This window comes from Oligella sp. HMSC09E12 (assembly GCF_001808505.1).
In the GTDB taxonomy this organism is placed as follows: Bacteria; Pseudomonadota; Gammaproteobacteria; order Burkholderiales; family Burkholderiaceae_B; genus Oligella; species Oligella urethralis.
In genome coordinates this window covers 51,566-51,859 of record NZ_KV793571.1, presented here as the reverse complement: position 1 = coordinate 51,859, position 294 = coordinate 51,566, and the positions used below count along the sequence as shown (strand labels likewise).

Below are 294 nucleotides of genomic sequence, written 5' to 3'. Positions count from 1 at the left end.
TGGATATGGGTGGTAACCGCATTACTAACGTTGCCCCAGGCGTTGCTAGTACGGATGCGGTTAACGCTCAGCAATTGTCAGCTGTAAATAATAAGTTACAGCAACAGATTGACACCAATCGAGACGATATCCACCGTAACAATAACCGTGCGAATGCTGGTGTTGCAGCTGCGATGGCGGCAGCTGGTTTACCTCAAGCCTATTTGCCGGGTAAGAGCATGGTGGCGATTGCTGGTGGTGTATGGCGCGGTGAGTCCGGTATGGCGATTGGGGTGTCCACGGTCAGTGCGAACG

At 52.7% G+C, this 294-nt stretch carries 1 pseudogene; it reads left to right on the top strand.

Annotated elements, in window-relative coordinates:
- Window positions 1-294, top strand: a pseudogene (locus tag HMPREF3179_RS05055) (YadA-like family protein); the annotation flags it as partial.